This window comes from Pseudomonas nitroreducens TX1, from assembly GCF_000313755.1.
Lineage (GTDB): Bacteria > Pseudomonadota > Gammaproteobacteria > Pseudomonadales > Pseudomonadaceae > Pseudomonas > Pseudomonas nitroreducens_A.
On record NZ_AMZB01000121.1, the window covers coordinates 92,272 to 107,545 of the forward strand.

The following is a 15,274-nucleotide window of genomic DNA, read 5'->3' on the forward strand; positions in this document are numbered from 1 at the left end:
CCTCCACTGGTGGGACGGACTTTATTCTCATAGCGCGCCTGCCAAGATGATCACGCGCAACGTGGAGCATTCCTCACTACGTTTTCGAGCGAGATACCAGGCGGCCGAGTCAGACTGCAGCGGCCAAAGGGGTCGATCCGTTGGACCAGTCGGTAACGTGATTCAATCCTGACCTTAGGGCACCAGGTGCAAGGATTACTGGCCGAATGGAGCCTCGGCCAATATCTACGGCCGGCAGTTTGGCGAGCATTCGACGGAGAATCTTGCGGACGCCTGGCGTGCCAAGTCTCCGGCGGGACTCCCGCCAATTCACCTCGGATATTGTCCGGTCCTCGCACATGGACATGACGGCGCTGCGGGCATGTTCGAGCACCTTTTTAGCTTCCGGGACCTCGAGCGCCAGCTCGAAGACTGCAACACGGCAGGCCGTATCCAAACAGAGCCAGCCGGCCTCGTTGATCAGTTTCTCAATGCTGCAGGTAGGATGCGTTGGGCTCATCTCACGATGATCCCACCGGTCGTACATGTAGTTGTGATGCGGAGCTGCGTATAGGGCTGAGGGGAAGTCGCTGTCGACTCTGCCGAACACGTAACCTGGGCCTGTGTAGGCCACTACCTGGTAGTAGTCGAGAGCCCTCTCGATTACGAAGCTGATTGCCCTTCTGATGCTGGCCGCGGTGACCTCATTGACCATCCCCAGTTGCGCCCTGAGCTTCACCCGATTGATTGGGCGAAGAGTGCCTTCCTGTTGGGCACCGGCGATGGTTTTGGCTGCGGACGGTTGATCGGACATGCTTGCGGGCTCCTGGCTGACATCAGGAATGATCCATGACCTGAGTTGGTGCCAGAACCCTGTCCGGGAAGTTTGAGCATCGTGTGCCATTCCTCACTACCAGAAATCGGGCGCAAGGTGGCAGAGCGGTGAGAAGAGGGCAGGCTGAGTGCTGGGGGGACGACAGGGGGAGGAAATGGTGGGACGATCCTCTGTAGCCCCAGTGGGGCCTACTGGGTGGTACCGGCGGGTCTTCCCGCCGGCGGGGGATATTCAGCGAGCGCGTTGAGCGAGTCTCTGGACCTCACGACGTGCCTCCGCCTGGTGTCCCTTGACGATCGTGGTAACGAACTCGTTCGTTGGCCAGACGCGGTATTTGTAGTCCGCGGCGCCTTTACCCTTCGGCAAGCGAACCTTGGTGTGCTCATAGCGCTGGATAGCCTTCTCTTTCACCAACTGCTCGAGAGCAATGTTCATAGCACGAAAGTCTTCAGGCATACGCTTTGAAAGGCCTCGCGCCGTTCCAGAGAGAAACTCTACCAGGGAGAACGAGAACGGGTGATTTGGTGAGGCATTTCGCCATTTGAACGAAAGCATTCTGAATAGGGCCCGGGCCAAGCCGTTAGTTAAACTCATCGACGTGGCGTATTGGTAGAGCCGGAAATCACCTTTAGCGATGCTTTGGGAGATCAACGGATGCAGTACCGCCTTGCAAAGAACTGCGCTTTCCGGGTCTTCACCAGGACCTGGCTCTTTGTATGCGGCGCTTCTTTTGTTTCTGCTTCGAACCGCTAGGAAAGGGAGGTAATTGGAGGATATGTCGATTTCCTCCCCATCGCTGGTGCGGGTTTGAATCAGAATCCACGAAGCGCTTAGTATAGCCAGCGCCTCCCGAAGTTCAGCGTATGTGTAGGTGTGCTTTTGGCTCTGGAGTTCTTTCTGTAGCTCGTAGAGCGTGAATTGCACAGAACACTCATCTTCATTGAACTTGGGACTTCCTTGAGTTGAGAATTTGCGGAGGGCCTCCTCCACAAATTCCTCCCTCGCTCCGGGGAAAACCCCGACGTGCTCAGGCTCTTGGGAAAGCTTGCCCTTGACCTTGAGGCGTTTCGACATTGCTACGGCATGGATTTCAACCCTGAACGGCTCTCCATTGATGGTGCCTTCTTTGACCATCTTCATTTCCTTAATGGAGTGGACAGTTTTTCCAGACCAGGCAAATCGAGGCAACGCGTCGTAGATATTGACCAAATTTCCTAGGTCGCTGTCATCAAGGGTGATCTGATATGCAGAGAACAAAGGAAGGGAGGATGGGACCAGAGAAACTGGTTCTTTACGACCTGATCCCCTGTTTCGGATTTTATTTATCCTGGCAGTTACACCGGTCTCTGTTCGTGACAGCGATTGCGAATTACAATCCAAACCAGTGAGCAAGTCGTTGTGCGAATCCATTACGTCCATTTCGGCATGCCATTAACAACAACTGGAAGGGGAAGATGATGGTTTCGAAGGTCCAGCAAGTCGCAGACATCGACGCACAAATCGCCGAGCTGCAAAAACAACGTGAAGAGATCATCAGCAGCCCGGGCTACCAGGCCGAAGCGGAATTCAGCGGCAAGCTTCGCGAGCTGATGGGTTCTTACGATAAAAGCCTTCGCGACGTGATTAAGCTGCTCGATCCCGAAGCGCGCGCTGAAAAGCCGGTGCGTACGCATAAGCGTGTGCGTACCCTGAAACGCTACAAGAACCCGCACACTGGCGAGGTTGTTGAAACGAAGGGCGGCAACCACCGCACCCTCAAGGCCTGGAAAGACCAATACGGGGCAGAAGCCGTAAACAGCTGGATCGAGTAACTCAGCTGATCTGGAAGGGGCCTTGATGGCCCCTTTTTCATGCCTGATCACTTTGCAGCCCGATCAATCAATGCCAGAACGCGGTAGCTGCAGTCCGACACCCCATCCGGGGAAGACAGCGCGCGATCGACTACTGCCTTGAACTCACTGGCAAAGGGACGGGGCTTATCGAGCATGCGAGAGATCTCGATGTACTGCTCGGCGGTGATCTCTACTTTCTCAGCACAGATGTGGTATTCGCCCTCGATGGTGACCCCGGCCAGTTCCTTCGCAGATGCATCCAGGTCAAACTGGCCTGGGGCGCTGAGGTACCGTTTCTGAATGCGTGCTTTGGTGATCTCATCGCTCGACACGCTGGCATCACTGCTGCCTTTAGGGCTGACCTGTGGAGTGGATTGGCCATGGAAGGTGACTGCTGCAGCGCCAGCTCCGAGGGTCGCGACGAAGCCGACAAAGAGTGTCAGTCGTTTGAGAGAGAGAACCTGCTTCACATACTAATCCGGCCATTGGTGATGGCCCGAGATTAACCAGCGTGGAGGTGTTTCCAAGCCAAAGTGGGGGGCTGAAATCCCGACGGGCGACTTGGATGGAATAGAGGGAAGCGCCTCGATATGGTGATTGAAGGATCAACCACCCAAGGAAGCGCAAGATGCTCATTCTGACCCGCACCGCCGGCGAGTCCATCAACATTGGAGACGACATCATTGTCACGGTTGTCGCGAACAAACAGGGTCACATCCGGATCGGTATCGACGCCCCAAAGGATGTGCCCGTACACCGCGAAGAGATCTACCGACGGATTCAGGCCAAAAATGTTGCCTCGTAACCTTTTCCGGCCAGCTCTCCTTGGTGGCATATTCCTGGTTGGCGGGTGCTCCTCAGCCTGGATTGCGAACCCGAGCCCGACCACCCGTAACCTCGTTGATGATCTGAAGCTCGAGGGCTATGTCTGCAAGGCGCTCCGGACGTCGATCGAGTGCCGGCAGGAGAAGCCCTACATGAAGAAAGCCCCGAAGGTGTGCACATCGAGCACCGGTTGTGTTGAGCAGCCCGGCGAGATGGTCACCAACGTGTATTCCATCGAGCAGGACGACTATGGAATCCCGGGGGTCATTCAATGGGTCGAGACGAAGCCCATAGAAAAATGATGAAGCCCAACAAAAAGCCCGACCTAGAGTCGGGCTTTTTCTATCGTGCAGGCTGCGAGTTCAGCAATTCGTGTGTCAGCTGAGACCTCCTCTTCATGCCAGTCCCCGCTTTCCGTGCCGACGGCCTTCAAGATCGCCAGTGTGAGCGGAGTGCCTGTCGACCTCATGCTTATGGCGATCGCCTTGGGACCCTGCTCCTCGCTGCTATTTGACCGGTTGAACACCATGCGGAGGGAGTCGGCTACGTCCCCCTGCACAATGGCGCCGATGTAGCTCCGGCCCAACTCCTTGGAGAGGATGTTGAACGCGGGGATGGCCACCGCGGACCTCCAGTCAGCAGCACCACGATGCTCACGATGAAGGTTCTGCCTGCGATGCTTGGCCAGGCTGAGCCGGGACTCAATTCGCCCGCCTGATGCCTTGGACGCGGACTCAAGACGGCTGATTTGCGAATCGAGCTGAAGTTCGTGGGATGTCCGGCGTTCAACACTTTCGTTGAAGCGGCTGATCAAGAGTGTGAAATTCACCTTCCCCTCTCTGCCGCGCGGATAGGAAGCGCGGCAACTGCTGTGCGGGCCCGTCAGATGATCAAGCACGCATCGTTTGTTGGTGTTACTTGGCGGTGTGATCCGTGGACTTGATGAACGCGATCAGGCCCGGGAGGTCCTCACCCATGGCATAGACGTCTCGCTTCAGGCCGGCCATCTGGAAACGCCCGTAGACCTTCTCGCCGGCGGGCATTTTCAAGGGGTTGGTGAGGGTAGCCATGGCGGTGACGTTCACTTTCTGAGGTTCCTTCTCCAGGACACACTCCCCGGCCTGCTCAAGAGCGGTCGCAGCGGCCTGGAAATACGATTGGAAAGCCTGTTTCCCGCCACCCTTCATAGCCACTGCACTGGCCTCGTAGAGCAGGTACAGAGATTCCGGCGACTTGCAGAGTACGGCTTCTACTCGAAGGTTGGAGGTGACCGGGGTCTTGAACTCGATGACCTCAGCCGCACTGGCCAGGAGCGGGGTCAGGGTGAGGAATGCGGTAGCAACCGCGCGGGAGATCATAGGAAGTCAAATCCGCTGGTAGATAGGAAGGCGACGTAGCAGCCACTGTGGCAGCGATAGATCGTGGGTGAGTACCCGAGATCCCTTGCCTGCTCTGCTGCTTTGAAAGGGCTAACAGTGGGCTCCAGCTCGATGAGTTCGGCTTTCCCCTCGGCCTGATGCCAGAGCTTGAAATAGACCTTGCCAGGCTTGTCAGCCGCGGTGTTGCTGGACATCAGCATGACCAGGGCTGCGCGCGGAAACCGCTCGATCGGTCCCGACATCGCGTATTCGGCAGAGAAGTTCTGGATAGATTCGACTTGTTGGTAGGTCAGATCGCCGAAGGCATACTCGACCAGTTCATTGATCGTGGTTGTCGGCGGCAGGTACACGAAGGTGACCTCACACTCTGCGGCGGGAGTTGCTGATGGCTTGCAAGCCATGAACTTCGCGCCCACCTGCAGGGGGAAGACCGCCATCCCGGGCTGAGTGCGTTCCAGTGGCCGGAGCCATAGCGAAGTGGAAACGCCCTCTCGTTCGAGCGTCAGGACTACCTCTGAGGCTTCGCGCTCCTCCACTTCGGTAACCACCACGCCGGCGTAATTCAGCAGGACCTGAATCCCTTGAACCACCTGCAGGTAGCCGGGCAAATCGCCATGACTGCGCTCGCGTCGGAGGGCATCAAGCATTGGCAGAGACCCAAGGCTAGGTACAAAGGCCTGTGTCATCGTGAATCAGTCCTCATCATTGGTCAGGGCCCTGCGGGCTGTTAGCGTGATTACCGGGTCCTTCGACGTGGCTTCGATGTCAGCCAGGGCTTTCCGGAGACTACTGATCCTGGATTCGTCAACGTCGCTTCGGGCGTCTATAGCAGCAACGTGGCTCGCGCTGAGGAGCTCAAGGACCTTACCGATTGGAAGTGTGTCGGGAAGCTCGTCGGTACCGAGTTGGGTCAGGGTGAATTGCTTTGCGTTGAACATGGGGAGTCCTCTAGAAGTGCCCGCCGAAGCGGGCAGTCTAGATCAGATGCCTTCCGGCACTTGGAGCCCGCCCAGGGCCGCGAACAGCGCCGGCAGGAAGTCAGCGAAGGTCAACATCATCAGGGTGAAGGTGGCGTCCAGCTGGGCCATTGCATCGTCGCCACCATCCTTCAGAGCCTGTTCCTGGAGCAGGTCCTCGAAACGGATTCGGCTGATGGCGAGCTTCTCATCGAGCACGAAGCTCAGCTTGTCCGACCACGCCAGGGCGAGCTGGGTTACAAGCTTGCCGGCAGTCAGGTGCAGCTGGATCTCTTCGCTCGTCAGGTCCTGATCTTTGCACTTCACCGAGCCACCCTCTTCATGGGTGTCGCGGAGCGTACAGTCGGCCAAGACTTGGAAGTCGCCTGGGGCTTCCTGGGCTTTCACCCACTCGGTGAGGGTCGCGCTCGGTGCAACCATGACGGTGACCGGGCGAACCGGGAGGGAGCCGATCGCCTCACGCAAGGTCGAGAGCAGGTCCTCTGCTTTTTTGGCAGAGGAGGTGGCGACCAGGATCAGGCCCAGGCTCGGCGCGATGGCGGCATGGGTGGTGGAGCGGCGAATGAAGGCACGTGGCAGCAGGGTCTGAACAATTTCGTCTTTGAGCTGATCGCGCTCCTTCTTGTAGACCTTCCGTTGCTGCTGCGTGGAGATCTCCTCGATCTTGTCCTTCAGGGCGTCGCGGACAACGCTGCCCGGAAGAATGCGTTCTTCCTTGAGGGTGGAGATCAGGAAGAAGCCTTGGCTTGCGTGCACCAACGGCGCGTCGGGGCCCTTGCCCAGGGGAGCTGTGAAACCGTAGGTAGTCAGTTCTTGGCTGGCACAGGGGCGGGCCGGTTTGCTCTTCAGGGCTTCTTCGAGGGACTCAGCGTTGAGCTGCAGATCCTGGGTGATGTGGTACGTGAGGAGTTGCTTGAACCACATGTGGCTGCCTCGTAATCAGGGGAGGCAGCCAGAGTAACGGCGCATGCGGCGGGTTCAACTCGATGCAGGGGGCTGGAATTCATTGCGAGAGAGGGGGGCTCAGTCAGAGCTTCAACGCGTCCAGCTTGGCCTCTGCGAGTGTCGGATGACGATCGATCCGGCCTGTATGGAGCTTCAGCACCCAATGGGGGTGAGATACACCACCGCCCTGGGTTGCAAGACTCGTTTGGTCGACGAAATGGATGGTAGCGACGCTGGGACCGTCTTTGGTGACCTGGTAGCTAGGCTTCCCGTTGATGTCCCAATCCTTCATAAACGTGATTCGAGCCATTTAGATGCCTATCAGTGAACGGTGATAGGAGTGGACATCGATTCGTCATCGATCTGAATGGCCTCAAAGCGCATGCCGAATTTGGCCTGAGGATCTTCGACGGCCTGCACGAGGCGGCTAGACATGTGGGATTTCGCGAAATCCATCATGGCTGCGCTGATGTCGCTGTGTTGGTACTGCTTAGACGGGCCGTTCGGGACGCTGAGGATGATCATGTCGTTGTTTCCTGGTTGATTCGATTGCCGCCGGCGGAGTGCCTTCGGGATGACGTCATTTTGCTCGGACGCGTGCGTGCCAGAAGGGGGCCTGCAGCTGAAGGGCCAGACCGATCATTGCGACCGGTAGCCAGGCGGGTGGTCGCTTTGCCTCCCAGGTCCTAACAGTCCTCACGTGAACGCCGAGATGATTGGCCAGGTCGGCTTGCTCTATGCCCAGCTGCGCCCGGGCAGCTACCAAGTCATTTGCTGAAATCGCGGGGACAGGTTGCTTAAGCACCAGTGTCGTAGGGATGCCGAGGCACACCAGTGGTAGCCAACTTGGCTGTTTTCCCTTCTCCCAGTCGATCACCGTGGAGCGGTGGACCCCCAGGAGGTCGCCGACGTCATCCTGCCTCAAGTGGAACACTTCCCTGAGTTCAGCCAGGTCGATGGTTTTCGCTACTCCGGACGGGGCTTTCATGCTGCAGCTCCCAGCACCTGGATCGCCGTCGCGCGCAAGTACATCAGCAGATCTGGAGATCGAGCCCAGTCTCTGACTGGCAAGAACCAGTCCCGACTGATTCGAATGGCCGGCTCGAAGAGGCCATTGGCTTCAGGGACCATCACCGGTGTTGACGAGTTGGCACGGAGCAGGACTTTCAATGGACAAGAGGTGCCGTCCAGGAAAAGGCCTAGTGATATCCCAACATCGGGCATGAAAGCACCGGAGCGAGGCTCATGGTAGGTCTGGACAACCACCTGGCCATCCAGGAACGCGGAGTGCATGCAGAACCCGCTGTCCAGGAACTGGTCTTGAATGACCTCGCCGGCAACCTCGACCAGGTTCGAGGTAACACGACCATAGTGGAGATCCGGATGGTTGCTCGACATCAGGTGCTGGATCACCTGGTGATTGAGCGACTGGTCAATGTTCATTTGGTGGCCTCGCCCAGAACCGAACAAACGCCCCGGAGCACCGCCTTGCCGATAAGGTTCGGTGTGCCGCCGGCGATGCGCCCTTCGCGTTGAAGGCGCTTCACTTTTCGAGCAATGAACGCGATCTGGGCGGCCTCATCAGCATCCGGCAGACCGGGGGTACGCGGGAGATCCATCAGCTTGAAAGACCAGTTCGAATCCAGCTTTCTGCCTTCGTAAACGCTTACCTGGAAGGTCGAGCCCTCCAGGCTGATTTGGACCTTGAACTCGTCGTCTGCAGTCAGTCGCCCAGAAGACAGCTGAACCTTCAACTTCTCCAGCCGGGCGGCCAGTTGGCCGGCCAGGACATCCTTGACGTACTCCGGCGCTCTCTCTGGGAGACGGGAGATCGGGGCATAGCGGAAGCCCGGCCGGCGGAGACCTTGGCGGCCGTCCTCACTCTCATAGAGCTCGGTGTGCCCAGTCCTGATCGCGAAGTCGACCAGGTTGCGCCAGGTCGTGATGCCCTGCGAGAGGACTCGATCGTCGACCACCATGTCCGAGAGCTCGGCAGCAGCGCTGCGCTTCGGGGCGCCCGGCAGCTGATCCTCGTCGTTATCGGTGACCTTGGACGCGGTGCTGTTCACCGAGACCCGGCCTGGCTGCTGGAAGCTGAAATCCAGGGCCATTTGCGGGGCCTGGAAGGTAGAACGTTGAGTTTTCATGCTTACGCACTCCTCTGAAGATGACTCCATTGGAAATGCGCTTTACGCGTGCCAGAACCGGCCCACGAAAGAATCAGGTTGTCGTGGGTGTGAGGAGAGGGAGGAGGGCCGACGAGCTCCTTGCGATCGCCGGCAGGAGATCAGGTCAGTTGCAGGAAGGGACCGGCACGGTGCTGAGGAATTCAAGCTTCTTCAGCGCGAGCACCGCTTCGTCAGAGGTAGCAGGGTTCGCATACGCGGCGATGAAGCTCTTGATGACCGCTATCAGGAGCAATCCTGTTCCCTCGCAGCGCAGGGTCGACATAAGGCAGAACTGTTCAAGGGGAACCGATCCAAGACGATCGAGGAGATCTTCGCCGACGGCGCCGGCCAGATCCTCGATCAGGATGCGAAGGATGTGGTCTGGACCCGCTTCGCTGTGGTCGGAGGCTTGCTCGGGCAGGTCTGAGAAAGATAGGAAGCGGCCTGAGCCGTGGCCGTGGGGGAGGTTGCGGAGCGCATTGAGGTGGGTGTCGATGCGCTCATCGAGGGTCGAGCCTCTGGTCATGTGGGATCTCTGCATTCGCGATCTTTAAAGGCTATCAGTCGGAATGAAGGGGTTGTAGCGAAAGCGGGGGGCGCCGCTGAGGTGCGGAGCCGCTACAGCAGCAGACTCATCGGATTCAGTGTGATGACAGGCGCGGGAATGGCGGACAGTAGGGCGTGGCGTTGGCGTTTGGCTTCGAGTGCAGCGAGGGAGTTGGCAGGGTTAGGAGCTATGGGGGATGCAGGAACCGGAGACGAAGATCCAGCAAGGTAGTAGCCGCGCTTGAGCCTCTTATTGCATGCCTTTTCAAATACGGTATGGGCCTCTGTGTAGGAGGTTGCAGGCTGAACCACCGCGCGTTTGCCTGACGTACCAGAGCGACCGTAGTGAGAGAGGACTTCCCAAGTGTTGCCAGTGGCGACCAGGCTGAGGGTGTAGAACTTGTCGGAGTTTCCAGACTGGTACAGGTAGTTGCGGGTGATGCTGCTGGACATGGCATTTCCTCTGTTCGGAGTACACAGGATCAGCCAGGTAGTGGAGTGACAGAAGCGGTGGAAATGCTGTTTCGTGAGGCCCCGGCTGCTATGCCGCCAGATCGGATCTGGTGCATGCAGCCGGTGTGCGGAAGGGCTTAGGCGGCTTGGGTTACCGCCGAGCCGGCCAGGGTTTTGCGATGAGCCTGGCTGAGGCGAGTAGCCCAAGTGACCAGCATCACCAGGAGGAAGAACGCCAGCCACAGGCTGCCGATGCAGAACCACTCGATGGGGGAGAGCGGGCCACCTTTACCGAACATCAGGGTGGTGGTCAGAGCGCAGGCCACAACGAGCAGGGTCATGGCGATGTAGGCGGTACGGAGAAACGCTTCAGAGATCATGTTGGTAGCTCCTTCGCTATCCTGGTGGAACCGATCTGTGTCGTAGCCCGGCAAAGTGCACCGGCTATGTTGGCTGTATAACCGCCAGTTTCGGGCTTTCAAGGACCGAGAAATGAAAAGCCCCGCCGAGGCGGGGCTTGTTGATCAGCTGCAGAGACGATCGACGTCGAAGAGCGGGTTCACTCGGGAGAGCAGCGTGTCCATCTGTCCTTCGGTGTATCCGGCCTTCAGGTAGCTGATCGTGGCCGTCAGGGTCTGGTGTAGGAGGATGTAGGCGAACATCAAATCATTGTAGCTGGGGCATTTGGTTGCAGGCTTTTCAATGGCGACCTCCCACTTGGGGACGTCGTGGACGCTCCAGAGAACCTCATCGATAAGGCAGCTGGCACCTGCTTCGGTGATCAGGACCTGTCGCCCGTTCATCTTGGCAACCTCTTGGCCATTCCAGTCGACGATGGACTCGGTGCCTTCTTCGATCGTGGTGACGCCGTCAGTTCTGGAGATCTCACAAGGAACAATCGCAGTGAGCGTGTCCAGTGTTCCGATGAGGGGGTCGCCAGAAACTGGATGGTAGGCGTAGAGGCGAGGGGTCTTAGACATTTGGTGGCTCCGTCTTTGCTGGAAAGTGGAGCCATTTTTCGGTCAGTTCGAGCGTGCCACCACCGTGTAGCTCACAGCGCCGGCGTGAAGTTCGGACAGTGTTTCCTTACCGCTCCAACCAGGTCCTCCTGATTGAACGGCTTGGTGATGTAGTCGGTCGCACCGTTCTTCTTTCCCAGGGCGATATCGAACAGACCGTCCTTGGAAGACAACATCACGATTGGAACCGCCTTAAAGGCGTCTCGGCTACGGATCAGTTGAGAGGTCTGGTAGCCGTTGAGTCGCGGCATGAGAACGTCGATGAAGAACAGATCAGGCTTGAAGTCCAAGGCCCGGGCCAGACACTCGAAGCCATCCACCGCGCAGAGCACTTCGCAGCCGGCCTTCTGGAGCATGACCTCACCGGTTTTCCGGATAGTCCGGGAATCGTCAACTAGCATGACGCGCAGGGGGGAGTTGCTCATACGGTTCCTCTGAAATCGTGCCTTCGATGGCAAGACCGGCGAATAGTCGCCGGTCTGATACCTGGATTCCAGCGAAGTTGGCTTGCTACTTTCCCAGCTGGCGGCCAGGGAGGGTCGCCTGAGCAATAGGCATTGCTTCGCTCATCGAAGGCAGGCCGGAATACCTGGTTCCGTCCGCACAGCAGGTCTCCCAGTGCAGCGGCGCCTGGCCTGCACGGCTCGGTGCAGCACTGCTCCAGATCCGAGCTCCCGACTCATGTTGATAGATGCCCGGTCGAGTACGCTTCCATCCCTGAATGGCCTTGCTCACGAGTTCACCTCCGACTGCAGCGGGAGGCCAGTAGCCTGGTGCATGATCACTTTGCGTTTTGTACCAGCCTCCAGGCGATAGATCTCAACTTGCCCAGCGGCGATGGCGTCCCGCAAATCCTGCTCTTCCCGCGGAGTGACTTCAGCAGTCAGGTGGGCCGCGACCACTTTGTGCAGTTTTCCATCTGCCATCAGGGTGAAGGTCGGACCTGGGCAGATCTTTGCGAAGCTTGCCGAGTGGCTTTGTGCCTGGTGCTTCCAGCCGAAGAGCACACCGTCCACGGTGTCAGAGAGCTTCGGGCGCTGAGTCTTGGTCATTGGATTGCCTCGTTGTTGAAGATTCGAGGCGTATTGGAATTCTCATCCTCGCGTGCCAGAAGCAGGAAAATGAGCCCGCCTTTTTGAGTTGTATCAGGCGTTTAGATGGCGACAATCGGAGCCTGACCATTACAAAGCCCCCTCGATATGACGCCACTCACCCAGATCAAGATCGCCCGCGGCTTGTTCAAGGCCCCTCGCCAACTCACTGAGATTGATCGAGCTGCACTGGCAGCAATCAGTCGGTTGGGAGGTGTTGTATCGGATGCAAGGGCACTTGGGGAGCTGGTGGGTTCAAGCGAAGCGAACCCCAGAAATCAGCGAATGCAGGGTGGCAGGATGATCAAGCGGCTCGAAGGGATGGGGTTCTTGGAGCGCCAGACTCAGACCGGTGACGCAGAACACTACGCATTGACCGAGTCAGGAAAGTCGGTTGCCTGGTCATCCGCGAGCTTCGGTCCGGAGCATCAGGCACTCCTTGCGTGAACCCATGCCCGCCGGCCTGGCGGGCGTTGACCATCCCCATCAGCCTTGGTCGACAACCTCTCCCATCTCCTGGATGCACTGATCCAGCTTCCCGGGATTCTTCCGATCAGACATCGTTCTCACACCTGCCAAGGCAGTGACCTCCGTTTGGGCCTTTGAATGCCCGTGATTGGCAGCAACCGAGAACCAGCAGTACGCCTCGAACTGAGGGTCGATGGCGGGGACTTTTCCCAGTGAGTAGCTGAGCCCGAGTTTGTACATGGCCTCAACATCCCCCGACATCGCACGTTGCTTGAGAGTCTCTGCTCGGGACTCGGTGGAATCTGCCACCTGTTGCACCGGAGAGACGACTTTGTCGACTACAGGGGATTTCGAAGAAGCCGCTACGGCCGCACTAAGGGCCAGATTCAGTGCTTTCACTGATTCAGCATCACCGGTGGCGGCCGCTTCTTTAAGCAACGCGAGCCCGCGGCTGGGGTCGTTCAGGCCTGGCTGGTAAGTGTTGTTGAGCAGTAAGGCAAACTCCCGCTTTGCGCGGACACTCGATGTGGAGGCCTTCTCCATCAACCCAGTGCCATACGGGATGTCCTTGCTGACCCCCTTGCCCAGAAGGTAGTCCCAGGCAAGAACACGGGTGGACTCTGCATGTCCTAGGCCGGAAGCCGTGGTGAGATATGCGACTGCAATCTCGGGATTCGCCGGCACCCCCTCACCGTTCTGGTAGACCTTGGCCAGTTTGTAGAGGGCATCCATGTTCCCGCGGAATGCGCTTTGCTCCAGGAGCTCGATCATGCTCCCTGTATCGCCGGTGGAGCCCACCCTTTCTGCTTCGGCCAATGCCTCTAGCCCAGCATTGGGCGTAGGCGTGTCTGCAACCCGAATCTCAGGCCCGGTGGCAATAGGGGTTGGTTTCGCGCCGGCGGGGAAAACCTGAACCTCTGGCTCCTGCGGCTGAGCTTGCTCCTCGCTCGGCGCGGGGATTCGCTCAAGGCCGGCCACCTTTTGCGTCGTCCGATGCTGCAGCGGGTACGCCTGAAGCGGTTCGCGCGCGAGGGGCTCGTCGAAGGGGTTGCCCGGTCGATGAGCGTCAGTGCTGCAACCAGCTGCGAGCAGAGACAGTAGGAAGGTAGCGGGGATACGGAAGAGCTTCATTGAGAGGGGTCCTGGCCGAATCCGCGAAAGGATTGCAGATTCGCCAGGTGGACCCAACCGAAAGCCGGGCCCGGGTTTCCGATGTAGGAGGGCACATTCAGGGTTTGAGCAATGCCAGGTCTTCTTGGGTATGCGGGGTACCGCCGTAGTTCAGGCGGCGGTACAGCTCTTTCAGGACGGTCTCATCCTCCTGATAGTTCAGCTCGATGCAGGGGAAGATGATGTTGTCGAATCGACGGCGTTTATCTGCAGGGCTCAAGTCGCGATAGAAGATCCCGCCGAAGATGAAGATTTCGCCAGAGATGAAGCGAGCAATTGCTGTGATTCGCTGCTGCCTGCGCAATTGCACTGACTTGACCACCCGATTGCATTCCTCCTGACCAAGTATTTGCATTCGTGCAGACCACCGCTTGCATGCGGCTTAACCAGTTACACCTTTGTAACGACCGGCTGCAATCGACCCAAAGCTGCCGCTCGCCCGGGCGAACAATCGGCCAAAAGCGGTCATCAGGTGCTCACGAATGCAGGGCTGATTGATTTTATGCAACTGGCCACTAAACTTGGGACTAGCCCACCATGAGGTAGAGATTCAAAACTGAGTGAAGCTAATTGCTTAACTGCCGTCGCGCTCCGATGTAGTGCACGCTGGAAACTCATTGATATATTACCTCACCGTAGTTAGCAACGAGCATCGCAGATTCATAGACAGTAATGCTGAGCTGCAGGCGCAGGTGTCGTGAAGACGCACGTACTCAATATCGATGCAATGTTGCTGCTACAAAAATGCAGTGGCAAGGCAGATCCAGTTGCGACCAAGCTGGTGCTGTTTGCAGCTCTTTGCGCGAGCTTGCGTGCGCCAGACAGTTTCGCTGCATAACATGCCCTTTCGAGATGCGCCGCCGACAGACCTCAATTACGTTGAACACTCTATATAGTTCAAGACGTGCCTGGCGGCAGGTAAGAACTCCGCTCCCTCATGAGTTCGGGCAATTTCCTCATGCCACAGACACTTTTAACAAATGCTCAGGTGGCGACTTGATCAGACATAGCAGTGATTCGAGCACAGAACGTATTAGCGACTCTTTGTTCTCTGGCTGTTGCAGACATTCATACAAAAGACCGCTGATAGCGCTCTGAAATAGCGCCTCGACCATTTCAAGATTTATGTCTGGAGAAATTTCGCCATTTCTAGAAGCGGACTCGAGGATGGCCGCAATTTGCCGCATGAACTGCTTGCGCAGCCGCGTTAAGCCGTCCCGAATGATTCCGCATTCGCCTGTAGGTCCTTGAAGGAACATGATGCTCGAGAGCTTTCGAGCCGTGTCGTCGCCAACCGTATTCAGCAGAACGCGCGCCAGCCACGTCCATGCGTTGTCAAGGCAGGCATTGCGAGGCACCGGCTGTCGAAGCGGAATCGATAACTCGTCGAACAGCGCGTTCAAGATGGCGTGCTTGTCTTTGAAATGCCAATAGACCGCACCGCGTGTGACGCCCGCCATCTTGGCCACCGTCGCCAACGCGGCGTTATCGACCCCTTCATCCCAGAACACTTCATTGGCAGCCATGAGAATCTTGCGTCGGGTCAGCTCCGCTTCAGCGGCGGTTCGTCTGGCCATGCTTTCGCCT

25 protein-coding genes are annotated in these 15,274 nt (G+C 57.9%); 3 read left to right on the forward strand and 22 right to left on the reverse strand.

What is annotated here, in order from left to right; genetic code table 11:
* Positions 1 to 109 precede the first annotated feature (109 nt).
* Together C167_RS0118800 and C167_RS0118805 are read right to left on the reverse strand one after the other, a co-directional pair.
* Complete coding sequence (locus C167_RS0118800) at positions 110 to 793, reverse strand: hypothetical protein (RefSeq protein ID WP_017519841.1); 684 nt, start codon at positions 791 to 793, stop codon at positions 110 to 112.
* Positions 794 to 1,045: 252 nt separating this feature from the next.
* The gene (locus C167_RS0118805) at positions 1,046 to 2,224 is read right to left on the reverse strand and encodes a replication protein (protein ID WP_235154332.1); all 1,179 of its coding nucleotides are present in this window, start codon (positions 2,222 to 2,224) and stop codon (positions 1,046 to 1,048) included.
* 44 nt (positions 2,225 to 2,268) lie between these two features.
* Here C167_RS0118805 and C167_RS0118810 point away from each other — a divergent pair, with 44 nt between their 5' ends.
* Positions 2,269 to 2,625, forward strand: a complete 357-nt coding sequence (locus tag C167_RS0118810) for a histone-like nucleoid-structuring protein, MvaT/MvaU family (RefSeq protein ID WP_017519843.1) — start codon at positions 2,269 to 2,271, stop codon at positions 2,623 to 2,625.
* A gap of 47 nt (positions 2,626 to 2,672) precedes the next feature.
* On the opposite strand, the gene C167_RS0118815 is transcribed toward C167_RS0118810, so the two are convergent.
* Positions 2,673 to 3,116, reverse strand: coding sequence for a hypothetical protein (locus C167_RS0118815; RefSeq protein ID WP_017519844.1), 444 nt, complete (start codon positions 3,114 to 3,116; stop codon positions 2,673 to 2,675).
* A gap of 158 nt (positions 3,117 to 3,274) precedes the next feature.
* Here C167_RS0118815 and csrA point away from each other — a divergent pair, with 158 nt between their 5' ends.
* Together csrA and C167_RS35165 are read left to right on the forward strand one after the other, a co-directional pair.
* Positions 3,275 to 3,451 (forward strand): carbon storage regulator CsrA, encoded by a 177-nt coding sequence (gene csrA / locus C167_RS0118820; RefSeq protein WP_017519845.1) that lies wholly within the window; start codon positions 3,275 to 3,277, stop codon positions 3,449 to 3,451.
* Positions 3,452 to 3,623: 172 nt separating this feature from the next.
* Positions 3,624 to 3,773, forward strand: coding sequence for a hypothetical protein (locus C167_RS35165; RefSeq protein WP_235154333.1), 150 nt, complete (start codon positions 3,624 to 3,626; stop codon positions 3,771 to 3,773).
* A gap of 23 nt (positions 3,774 to 3,796) precedes the next feature.
* Here the strand turns inward: C167_RS35165 and C167_RS34570 are convergent, their stop codons facing one another.
* The 19 genes from C167_RS34570 to C167_RS0118920 form a co-directional block, all read right to left on the reverse strand.
* Positions 3,797 to 4,300: a hypothetical protein gene (locus tag C167_RS34570; RefSeq protein WP_128082515.1), complete on the reverse strand. Its 504-nt coding sequence runs from the start codon at positions 4,298 to 4,300 to the stop codon at positions 3,797 to 3,799.
* A gap of 85 nt (positions 4,301 to 4,385) precedes the next feature.
* On the reverse strand, positions 4,386 to 4,829 hold the full coding sequence (locus C167_RS0118835; RefSeq protein WP_017519848.1) for a hypothetical protein: 444 nt from the start codon (positions 4,827 to 4,829) through the stop codon (positions 4,386 to 4,388).
* Positions 4,826 to 5,497, reverse strand: coding sequence for a hypothetical protein (locus C167_RS0118840; protein ID WP_200860164.1), 672 nt, complete (start codon positions 5,495 to 5,497; stop codon positions 4,826 to 4,828). Before C167_RS0118840 ends, C167_RS0118835 begins: the two co-directional genes overlap by 4 nt.
* 45 nt (positions 5,498 to 5,542) lie before the next feature.
* The gene (locus C167_RS0118845; RefSeq protein ID WP_017519850.1) at positions 5,543 to 5,788 is read right to left on the reverse strand and encodes a hypothetical protein; all 246 of its coding nucleotides are present in this window, start codon (positions 5,786 to 5,788) and stop codon (positions 5,543 to 5,545) included.
* Between the two features lie 42 nt (positions 5,789 to 5,830).
* Positions 5,831 to 6,751 carry a recombination-associated protein RdgC gene (gene rdgC, locus C167_RS0118850; protein ID WP_017519851.1) on the reverse strand — a complete coding sequence of 307 codons (921 nt, stop codon included), beginning with the start codon at positions 6,749 to 6,751 and terminating at the stop codon, positions 5,831 to 5,833.
* Between the two features lie 103 nt (positions 6,752 to 6,854).
* The gene (locus C167_RS0118855) at positions 6,855 to 7,082 is read right to left on the reverse strand and encodes a hypothetical protein (RefSeq protein ID WP_024763838.1); all 228 of its coding nucleotides are present in this window, start codon (positions 7,080 to 7,082) and stop codon (positions 6,855 to 6,857) included.
* 11 nt (positions 7,083 to 7,093) lie between these two features.
* Entirely contained in the window at positions 7,094 to 7,297 is a 204-nt protein-coding gene (locus tag C167_RS0118860; RefSeq protein WP_017519853.1) for a hypothetical protein, read from the reverse strand.
* A gap of 55 nt (positions 7,298 to 7,352) precedes the next feature.
* Positions 7,353 to 7,760 (reverse strand): helix-turn-helix domain-containing protein, encoded by a 408-nt coding sequence (locus C167_RS0118865; RefSeq protein ID WP_017519854.1) that lies wholly within the window; start codon positions 7,758 to 7,760, stop codon positions 7,353 to 7,355.
* On the reverse strand, positions 7,757 to 8,215 hold the full coding sequence (locus C167_RS0118870) for a hypothetical protein (RefSeq protein WP_017519855.1): 459 nt from the start codon (positions 8,213 to 8,215) through the stop codon (positions 7,757 to 7,759). The genes C167_RS0118865 and C167_RS0118870 overlap by 4 nt, the downstream gene beginning before the upstream one ends.
* Positions 8,212 to 8,919 carry a hypothetical protein gene (locus tag C167_RS0118875; RefSeq protein ID WP_017519856.1) on the reverse strand — a complete coding sequence of 236 codons (708 nt, stop codon included), beginning with the start codon at positions 8,917 to 8,919 and terminating at the stop codon, positions 8,212 to 8,214. Before C167_RS0118875 ends, C167_RS0118870 begins: the two co-directional genes overlap by 4 nt.
* A 145-nt stretch (positions 8,920 to 9,064) precedes the next feature.
* The gene (locus C167_RS0118880) at positions 9,065 to 9,466 is read right to left on the reverse strand and encodes a hypothetical protein (protein ID WP_024763836.1); all 402 of its coding nucleotides are present in this window, start codon (positions 9,464 to 9,466) and stop codon (positions 9,065 to 9,067) included.
* A gap of 92 nt (positions 9,467 to 9,558) precedes the next feature.
* On the reverse strand, positions 9,559 to 9,939 hold the full coding sequence (locus tag C167_RS33850; protein ID WP_081596695.1) for a WGR domain-containing protein: 381 nt from the start codon (positions 9,937 to 9,939) through the stop codon (positions 9,559 to 9,561).
* A gap of 137 nt (positions 9,940 to 10,076) precedes the next feature.
* Positions 10,077 to 10,319, reverse strand: a complete 243-nt coding sequence (locus tag C167_RS0118885; protein ID WP_017519858.1) for a hypothetical protein — start codon at positions 10,317 to 10,319, stop codon at positions 10,077 to 10,079.
* 144 nt (positions 10,320 to 10,463) lie between these two features.
* Positions 10,464 to 10,919: a hypothetical protein gene (locus tag C167_RS0118890; protein WP_017519859.1), complete on the reverse strand. Its 456-nt coding sequence runs from the start codon at positions 10,917 to 10,919 to the stop codon at positions 10,464 to 10,466.
* A gap of 71 nt (positions 10,920 to 10,990) precedes the next feature.
* The gene (locus C167_RS0118895; protein WP_017519860.1) at positions 10,991 to 11,383 is read right to left on the reverse strand and encodes a response regulator; all 393 of its coding nucleotides are present in this window, start codon (positions 11,381 to 11,383) and stop codon (positions 10,991 to 10,993) included.
* A 306-nt stretch (positions 11,384 to 11,689) separates the two neighbouring features.
* Positions 11,690 to 12,010, reverse strand: a complete 321-nt coding sequence (locus C167_RS0118900; protein WP_017519861.1) for a hypothetical protein — start codon at positions 12,008 to 12,010, stop codon at positions 11,690 to 11,692.
* A 525-nt stretch (positions 12,011 to 12,535) separates the two neighbouring features.
* A complete protein-coding gene (locus C167_RS0118910; protein ID WP_017519863.1) occupies positions 12,536 to 13,648 on the reverse strand; it encodes a tetratricopeptide repeat protein in 1,113 nt (370 codons plus the stop codon).
* Positions 13,649 to 13,745: 97 nt separating this feature from the next.
* Entirely contained in the window at positions 13,746 to 14,042 is a 297-nt protein-coding gene (locus tag C167_RS32720; protein WP_235154334.1) for a hypothetical protein, read from the reverse strand.
* A gap of 601 nt (positions 14,043 to 14,643) precedes the next feature.
* Entirely contained in the window at positions 14,644 to 15,264 is a 621-nt protein-coding gene (locus tag C167_RS0118920) for a TetR family transcriptional regulator (protein ID WP_017519865.1), read from the reverse strand.
* Positions 15,265 to 15,274: the final 10 nt, after the last annotated feature.

What these genes read in the sequence shown, in the direction of transcription:
- C167_RS0118870 (WP_017519855.1), bottom strand. Translation starts at nt 8,215, where the DNA reads ATGAACATTGACCAGTCGCTCAATCACCAGGTGATCCAGCACCTGATG.
- C167_RS0118835 (WP_017519848.1), bottom strand. Translation starts at nt 4,829, where the DNA reads ATGATCTCCCGCGCGGTTGCTACCGCATTCCTCACCCTGACCCCGCTC.
- C167_RS33850 (WP_081596695.1), bottom strand. Translation starts at nt 9,939, where the DNA reads ATGTCCAGCAGCATCACCCGCAACTACCTGTACCAGTCTGGAAACTCC.
- C167_RS0118865 (WP_017519854.1), bottom strand. Translation starts at nt 7,760, where the DNA reads ATGAAAGCCCCGTCCGGAGTAGCGAAAACCATCGACCTGGCTGAACTC.
- C167_RS0118880 (WP_024763836.1), bottom strand. Translation starts at nt 9,466, where the DNA reads ATGACCAGAGGCTCGACCCTCGATGAGCGCATCGACACCCACCTCAAT.
- C167_RS0118860 (WP_017519853.1), bottom strand. Translation starts at nt 7,297, where the DNA reads ATGATCATCCTCAGCGTCCCGAACGGCCCGTCTAAGCAGTACCAACAC.
- C167_RS0118890 (WP_017519859.1), bottom strand. Translation starts at nt 10,919, where the DNA reads ATGTCTAAGACCCCTCGCCTCTACGCCTACCATCCAGTTTCTGGCGAC.
- C167_RS0118910 (WP_017519863.1), bottom strand. Translation starts at nt 13,648, where the DNA reads ATGAAGCTCTTCCGTATCCCCGCTACCTTCCTACTGTCTCTGCTCGCA.
- C167_RS0118855 (WP_024763838.1), bottom strand. Translation starts at nt 7,082, where the DNA reads ATGGCTCGAATCACGTTTATGAAGGATTGGGACATCAACGGGAAGCCT.
- C167_RS0118920 (WP_017519865.1), bottom strand. Translation starts at nt 15,264, where the DNA reads ATGGCCAGACGAACCGCCGCTGAAGCGGAGCTGACCCGACGCAAGATT.
- C167_RS0118840 (WP_200860164.1), bottom strand. Translation starts at nt 5,497, where the DNA reads ATGCTTGATGCCCTCCGACGCGAGCGCAGTCATGGCGATTTGCCCGGC.
- C167_RS0118800 (WP_017519841.1), bottom strand. Translation starts at nt 793, where the DNA reads ATGTCCGATCAACCGTCCGCAGCCAAAACCATCGCCGGTGCCCAACAG.
- C167_RS0118875 (WP_017519856.1), bottom strand. Translation starts at nt 8,919, where the DNA reads ATGAAAACTCAACGTTCTACCTTCCAGGCCCCGCAAATGGCCCTGGAT.
- C167_RS0118810 (WP_017519843.1), top strand. Translation starts at nt 2,269, where the DNA reads ATGATGGTTTCGAAGGTCCAGCAAGTCGCAGACATCGACGCACAAATC.
- C167_RS0118895 (WP_017519860.1), bottom strand. Translation starts at nt 11,383, where the DNA reads ATGAGCAACTCCCCCCTGCGCGTCATGCTAGTTGACGATTCCCGGACT.
- C167_RS32720 (WP_235154334.1), bottom strand. Translation starts at nt 14,042, where the DNA reads ATGCAAATACTTGGTCAGGAGGAATGCAATCGGGTGGTCAAGTCAGTG.
- rdgC (WP_017519851.1), bottom strand. Translation starts at nt 6,751, where the DNA reads ATGTGGTTCAAGCAACTCCTCACGTACCACATCACCCAGGATCTGCAG.
- C167_RS0118900 (WP_017519861.1), bottom strand. Translation starts at nt 12,010, where the DNA reads ATGACCAAGACTCAGCGCCCGAAGCTCTCTGACACCGTGGACGGTGTG.
- C167_RS35165 (WP_235154333.1), top strand. Translation starts at nt 3,624, where the DNA reads ATGAAGAAAGCCCCGAAGGTGTGCACATCGAGCACCGGTTGTGTTGAG.
- C167_RS0118805 (WP_235154332.1), bottom strand. Translation starts at nt 2,224, where the DNA reads ATGGATTCGCACAACGACTTGCTCACTGGTTTGGATTGTAATTCGCAA.
- C167_RS0118885 (WP_017519858.1), bottom strand. Translation starts at nt 10,319, where the DNA reads ATGATCTCTGAAGCGTTTCTCCGTACCGCCTACATCGCCATGACCCTG.
- csrA (WP_017519845.1), top strand. Translation starts at nt 3,275, where the DNA reads ATGCTCATTCTGACCCGCACCGCCGGCGAGTCCATCAACATTGGAGAC.
- C167_RS0118845 (WP_017519850.1), bottom strand. Translation starts at nt 5,788, where the DNA reads ATGTTCAACGCAAAGCAATTCACCCTGACCCAACTCGGTACCGACGAG.